At 66.4% G+C, this 6,085-nt stretch carries 8 protein-coding genes; 4 read left to right on the top strand and 4 right to left on the bottom strand.

What is annotated here, in order from left to right:
* Nucleotides 1–76: 76 nt before the first annotated feature.
* Entirely contained in the window at nt 77–1,549 is a 1,473-nt protein-coding gene (locus BIV24_RS17620; RefSeq protein WP_079168333.1) for a M1 family aminopeptidase, read from the bottom strand.
* 342 nt (nt 1,550–1,891) lie between these two features.
* Here BIV24_RS17620 and BIV24_RS17625 point away from each other — a divergent pair, with 342 nt between their 5' ends.
* Nucleotides 1,892–2,164, top strand: coding sequence for an NAD(P)-dependent oxidoreductase (locus BIV24_RS17625; RefSeq protein ID WP_177198751.1), 273 nt, complete (start codon nt 1,892–1,894; stop codon nt 2,162–2,164).
* A gap of 24 nt (nt 2,165–2,188) precedes the next feature.
* Here BIV24_RS17625 and BIV24_RS17630 read toward each other — a convergent pair whose 3' ends face one another.
* Nucleotides 2,189–2,458, bottom strand: a complete 270-nt coding sequence (locus BIV24_RS17630) for a DUF397 domain-containing protein (RefSeq protein ID WP_071367280.1) — start codon at nt 2,456–2,458, stop codon at nt 2,189–2,191.
* The gene (locus BIV24_RS17635; RefSeq protein ID WP_071367281.1) at nt 2,418–3,266 is read right to left on the bottom strand and encodes a helix-turn-helix domain-containing protein; all 849 of its coding nucleotides are present in this window, start codon (nt 3,264–3,266) and stop codon (nt 2,418–2,420) included. The genes BIV24_RS17630 and BIV24_RS17635 overlap by 41 nt, the downstream gene beginning before the upstream one ends.
* Nucleotides 3,267–3,360: 94 nt before the next feature.
* On the opposite strand from BIV24_RS17635, the gene BIV24_RS17640 reads away from it, so the two are divergent.
* The 3 genes from BIV24_RS17640 to BIV24_RS17650 all read left to right on the top strand — a co-directional run bounded on the left by BIV24_RS17640 (nt 3,361) and on the right by BIV24_RS17650 (nt 5,409).
* Complete coding sequence (locus BIV24_RS17640) at nt 3,361–3,810, top strand: ATP-binding protein (RefSeq protein ID WP_071367282.1); 450 nt, start codon at nt 3,361–3,363, stop codon at nt 3,808–3,810.
* A 130-nt stretch (nt 3,811–3,940) separates the two neighbouring features.
* Nucleotides 3,941–4,525, top strand: a complete 585-nt coding sequence (locus BIV24_RS17645) for a type IV toxin-antitoxin system AbiEi family antitoxin domain-containing protein (protein WP_245766847.1) — start codon at nt 3,941–3,943, stop codon at nt 4,523–4,525.
* Nucleotides 4,522–5,409: a nucleotidyl transferase AbiEii/AbiGii toxin family protein gene (locus BIV24_RS17650; protein WP_245766848.1), complete on the top strand. Its 888-nt coding sequence runs from the start codon at nt 4,522–4,524 to the stop codon at nt 5,407–5,409. Before BIV24_RS17645 ends, BIV24_RS17650 begins: the two co-directional genes overlap by 4 nt.
* A gap of 166 nt (nt 5,410–5,575) precedes the next feature.
* Here BIV24_RS17650 and tnpA read toward each other — a convergent pair whose 3' ends face one another.
* Nucleotides 5,576–6,004, bottom strand: coding sequence for an IS200/IS605 family transposase (gene tnpA / locus BIV24_RS17655; protein ID WP_071367284.1), 429 nt, complete (start codon nt 6,002–6,004; stop codon nt 5,576–5,578).
* Between the last annotated feature and the right edge of the window lie 81 nt (nt 6,005–6,085).

A 6,085-nucleotide genomic window follows, 5' to 3' on the forward strand; every position in this document is an offset into this window, starting at 1 on the left:
GGACTGCCAGGGCTGACGCGCTTGGCGCGCGAGCATCCTTCAGGGAGAGAGCCCTTCTCTCATCGGATCGCTCTCATCACATGCGAGACGGCTTCTTCTTGTTGAAGAGCCAGGTGTCGAAGAGTTCAGTCAGGTCCTTCCCGGACTTGCTCTCGCACAGAGCGACGAACTGCCGGGTGTCGGCGTTGCCGTGCCGGTGCTGTCGCGTCCAGGTACGGAGTATGTCGAAGAAGGTCTCGGCACCGACGGCCTTGCGCACCTTGTGCACGACCATGGCGCCGCGTCCGTAGACGGGCGGGTCGGACACGCGCCCTCCGCTGGGCGGATCGGCGGGAGGGAAGGCCCAGATACCCTTGCTCTCGGCGTCCGTTCCGTCGTAGAAGTCCTCGAAGATCTCGTCGGTGTTCCTGCCGCCCTGCTTCTCCTCCCAGAGCCACTCCGCGTAGGTGGCCAGCCCCTCGCTGAGCCACATGTCCTTCCACTTGCGCGGGGTCACGGAGTTGCCGAACCACTGGTGCGCCAGTTCGTGCACGAGCAGCACCTCGTCCGGAGCTTCGGCGAAGTAAGGCCTGGTCTGGGTCTCCAAGGCGTAGTCGAGTCCGGGCAGGTGGTCGACGATGGCACCGGTCGAGGAGAAGGGGTAGGGGCCGAAGCGTTCGCCTGCCCAGTCGACGATCTCGGGTACCAGGTCCGCGACAGCGGTGGCGTCTTCGGACTCGTCGGGGTCGACGGCGACGTAGACGGGCAGGTGGTCGTGTGTCCAGCCCTTGTGGATCTCGAAGTAGCCGACGGAGACGTGGGCGAGGTAGCTGGCCATGGGCTCCTCGGTGCGCCAGTGCCGTGTCACCGTCTCACCCTTGTCCTCCTCCGTGATCAGCTTGCCGTTGCTTACCACGTCGTAGAAGTCGCCTTCCGCGCCCTTGGGCACGGTGACCGTGATGTCGTACGTGGCCTTGTCCGATGGGTGATGGTTGCCCGGGAACCAGGTCATGGAGCCGGTCGGCTGGCCCAGGGCGGTCGAGCCGTCATCGGTCTCGATCCAGCCTTCGAGACTTCCGTCGTCGCCCTCGATCGTGCGTGGGGTGCCGTCGTAAGTGACGACTGTCTTGAAGACCTCGTCGTTCCTCACCGCCTTCGCCGGCGTCACTATCAACTTGTTGCCCGAACGGGCGACTTGGGCCTTCGCTCCTTGCACCGTGGTGGTGCGCACCCGCAGCCCTGACAGGTCGAGGCCGAAGCGGCGCAGATCCTGGGTGGCCCGCGCTGTGATGACCGCCGTGCCCTTCAGGTGGTTGGTCTCCGGCACGTAATCCAGCGTCAGCCCGTAATGCGCCACGTCGTAGCCACCATTGCCGAGCCCCGGGAACAGCCGGTCACCCACTCCGGCCGCGCCGGGCCTCGCGACCGCGGCGGCACCGTCCCCCGATGCAGAGCCGGCGCAGGACGACGTCATGGCCAGGAGCAGCGCCGCCGCAGCCGGAGCCCAGCCGGACAGAGAGCCCGAGACCGCCGACCGAGGCCGGCGGCCCGTCGCTGTACGAGGTTTCATCGCATGTCTCCCATCGATTGCAGCACGCGAGACGTCAGAAACCCTGCATCGTCCAATGGTTGCCTCAGGATTGGTAAAAGGGTCTTTCCCAGACGGAACTCGCTGAATGCGGTGGCATGAAGCAGCTCAGGCCTCCCGCATCGAAGGCGGCGGAACCGTCCCGACGATTCTTCTTCTGCGACGCCTTGCCCGTGGCCTCGGCGCCGACCTGACGATCAATCGCACCCCTCACGGAAGCGCCGCCCGAGTCCTGGCAGACGACGGCCGCCGCCCCGTTGGCGTTCGTCCAGATGTGGTCGGCCCCTCGGGAGCCGTACGGCGACCGCGGCGAAGGGCACCCTGATGGCCCCCGGCTTTCCGCAGGAATACCGGCCTTTCTGCCTCGGCCACGCAGCGGGCACGGCCGTGCTGCGCACCTCGGGCACCACGCTGGACTGGCTGATCGTCAGCCCAGCCGGTGACTTCGAGCATGACGGAGCACGCTCCGGCCGGTATGCCCATAGCCACGTCCGCATGGCCGGCCGCATCTCCTACGGCGACTTCGCGATCGCCCTGCTCGACGAGATCGAGACTCCTCGCCACCACCACACGCACATCGGTTTCGAGGGCATCTGACCGAGAGAGTCGCTGCCCGGCTTACTACCTCAGACCGTCGACGAACGCGTCCCACGCCTGCGCGCCCACGATTACGACCGGACCGGACGGGTTCTTGCTGTCGCGGACCGGGACGGTGCCGACGGGGCAGCCGTCGGCGACCTCGACGCACTCGCCTCCGGTGTTCCCGCTGTACGAGGACGTGCGCCAGGCTGCGCCGTCGGTGACGGTGCACTCGACGCAGTCGCCGCCAGTGCTGCCGCTGTAGCTGGACTTACGCCACGGTGTGTTCCTCGTGTCCGGACGGGTCTTCATAACGCTCCTCCATCACGCGGGTGATCAGCGCCGCCGAATCCTCCACGGAGAGTGCGGTGGCCTGCAAGCGAGCGTAACGGAGCGCGGCTTCCCTGATGGTCTCCGGATTGGCCGTCATGTGGCCGGAGATGAGGTCTTCCGTGTAGACAACGTCCGGGTCGTCATCGAAGCGCATGGCAGTGAACGAACCAGCCAGGCTGGCGTGTTCACCCGCCGAGTACGACAGCACCTGTACCTGCAGCCAGCGATGGCCTGTGAATTCCAACAGGTGCTCCAGTTGCTTCCGCATGACCTCCAGGCCGCCGATCGGCCGGTGCAGCACGGCCTCGTCCAAGACGACGCAGGCGAGCGGAGGCTGCTCTCGCCCCAGGATGCGTTGGCGTTCCATCCGGGCCGCCACCAGGCCTTCCAAGTCGTCCGGCTTACCGGTGGCGAGCACCGCCCGCGCGTACTCCTCCGTCTGCAACAGCCCGTACACCAACTGCGCCTGATACGTGGAGATGTACGTCGCCTTCGCCTCCATCTCCGCGTACGGCTGGAACCAGTGGGGCAGTTGGCTGCGCAGGACCAGGCCGATCAGGCGGGAGAACAGGCCGTCCGTGCCGAGGGCCGCGTCCACGCGCTCGGAGAAGTCGCGGGTGGGGACCTTCTTCGTGGTCTCGATCTGGCCGATAAGTGATCCCGTGCAGAAGATGATCTCGCCGAGCTGCCCCTGTTTGAGGCCGTGGGCCTCGCGCTGGCGGCGTAGTTCCCAGCCGTAGTAGTCGAGGGGGGAGGCGGTGGGGTCGAGCGACTGGATGTTGGCCACGGCGGCACCTCGCTTCGGAACTACACCTGCAACGCCTCACGGCGTTCATTTCGTTGCGTAGCAGAGCGTATGCACAGCGTTGCATGCTTATGGCGTGAATCACGTAACTGGTCCGCGTACGACGGACGTCGAAAGCGAGTACCACGCCGAGTTTGCCGTGGGAGAGCACTCGGCCAGGCATCTGCGTCGCATCCTGCGGCTGTATCTCGTCGGCTCGGGGCTGGCCGAGGTGACCGACGCCGCCGAACTGGCGCTCACCGAGCTGGTCGCCAACGTCGTGCGGCATGTACCCGGCCGCCGCTGCTGCATCTGCTTTCTGCTCCAGCCTGGCGGAGCGCGGGTCGAGGTCGCCGACGGCTGCCCGGAGTTGCCCGTGCGGGCGGGAGGTGATCCGCTCGGTGACGGTGGGCGCGGGATGGTGATCGTGGCCGCCGTCACCGATCGGTGGGGTGTCACCGTTCGTCCCGACGGGCGGGGCAAGACGGTGTGGTTCGAGTGTCTGGCCGACGGCGTCAGTGCAACTTTGCCGGGACCTTGTCCGTGAACGCCGACGCTGAGCGGCTGCTGTCTTTCGCGTAACGCAAAGAGAATTTTAGTTCTGTGCAGAAATTCGGCATGAAACTGAAGTAATCTTTGAGTCTTCTTGCTAGCGTGAGGGGATGGTTAGCGATCGTATGAACAGTCGCGCAGCCCTCTGGCGAGTCGCTGCCGGCCAGCGCGGCTACTTCACCGCTGCGCAGGCGCTGCGGGCCGGGTACTCGTACCAGACTCAGCGCTATCACGCCCGGCGTGGCAACTGGCTCGCGATCGATCGTGCGCTCTATCGCTTCCGGGAGTTCTCCGATCTCCCCGCGGAGGGTGACGAGCAACTGGTGCGCTGGTCGCTGTGGAGCAAGGGGAGCGCGGTGGTCTCGCATGCCACCGCTCTTGCTGCTCATGACCTGGGCACGGCTAACCCGTCGCGCATTCACCTCACCGTGCCACGTGGTTTTCGCCAGAAGTCCGACGCGGTGATCCTGCACCGCGCGGAACTGGCGGAACCGGATGTGGAGGACCGGGCGGGGTACCGGGTGACGACTCCGCTTCGGGCTCTGGCGGAGTATGCGGCAGACGGTGAGGACCAGGATGTGCTCGACGGAGCTGTGGCAGAAGCGCTGGAGCAGGGCCTCGTGACCCGGAGGAAACTGCTCCACGCCGCTCAAGCGCTGGGGGCGCGTGCGGAACTGGGTGTCGAGCGGGCGCTGGGAGCAATGTTGTGACCGCCCGCTACCGTGACGCCGCAGCGCTGCGGCGCGCCCTCGAAGCCCGGCTGAAGCACGACGCCGACGTGACCGGCACGGACCTGGCCCGACGGCGGCGCCTGGTTGTCTTCGACCGCATGGCGGCTCGGCTCGCGGAGGACACAGTCGGCGGCTGGGTACTCAAGGGCGGGGCGGTCATGGAGTTCCGGCTCACTGAGCGCGCCCGCACGACCAAGGACCTCGACCTTGCACTGCGGCCGGAAGACGGCTTGGACGCGGAGGGCGACGGTGTCCGGGAACTACTGATCGACGCTCTCGCCGTTGATCTCGACGGGGACGGATTCCGCTTTCGCGTCGCTGCCCCCGCCCCACTGCGGGCAGACGCGGCCGGGCGTGGCGGTTGGCGGTTCTCCGTCGAGGCTCACCTGGCAGGAAAACTGTTTGCGGGTGTTCGCGTGGACGTGGTGGACAGAGGGGAGGAGATCGCACGGACCGAACACCTCCCGCTCCCCAACACTCTGGACTTCGCAGGAACCCCGCAGCGCACGATCGAGGCCGTCGACCGGCGGCAGCACTTCGCCGAGAAACTGCACGCCTTCACCCGGGATTACGGTGGACGTCCGAACACGCGTGTCAAGGACTTGGTGGACCTCGTGTTGCTTGCCGAAGACGGCCTGCAAGGTGACGCCACGCTTGTGGAGGTGGTACGGCATGTTTTCGCCGCCCGTGCCACGCACCCTGTACCGGACGAGCTGCCGGACCCGCCACCGTTGTGGCGCGAAACCTACCCAGAGCTGGCGAGGGAACTCGACACCGAGGTCCCACCGGCCCTCGATGCGGCACTGGCGTTGGTGCGAGGGCTGTGGGAGAAAGCCCTGTCCGATGCGTCACCCCTGGCGTGACCGTGGGCTCGGCCGCGCCCGTATCCGAGCCGCTGACGGCGGTGGGGTTCCAAGGTGTCTACCGATGGTCTTGGCCAGTGCTCCGCCCTTCAGGGCGGAGGTGAAGGCCATCCCGTAGGGGCGGCGCGGAGAGTCGTAGCACCGCCCTCGAAGGGGCACAGCCCGGTCAGGCGGGTTGCTTCTGCTGTTCGATGTACTGGCGGACGACGGTGAGGGGTGCTCCGCCGACGGATCCGGCGTAGTAAGAGCCGGACCAGAAGTGTCCGCCCCACAGATACCGGCGCACGTGCGCGTCGAACTCCTTGCGCAGGAGGCGGGCGGAGACGCCTTTCAGCGAGTTGACCAGCTTGGAGAGCTGGACCTTCGGCGGGTAGTGCACGAGCAGGTGGACGTGGTCGTCCTCGCCGTTGAACTCGCTGAGTTCGGCTTCGAAGTCGGTGCAGACCTCTCGCATGATCTCCTCACAGCGCGCCAGGAGATCGTTTGTGAGCACTCCACGCCGGTATTTGGTGACAAAAACCAAATGAACGTGCAGATGGTGGACGACGTGCCGTCCGGTACGTACGTCTGGGTTTGGGGTCCAGCGAGGTGACATGAGCCAATGTTACCGTGGTCGCGTGACCACGGAACGTGAGCAGGTGAGGTGGATGTTCGGGCACCGGGCCCGGCTCACGCT

The sequence above is a fragment of the Streptomyces colonosanans genome (assembly GCF_001866645.1).
Taxonomy (GTDB): Bacteria; Actinomycetota; Actinomycetes; order Streptomycetales; family Streptomycetaceae; genus Streptomyces; species Streptomyces colonosanans.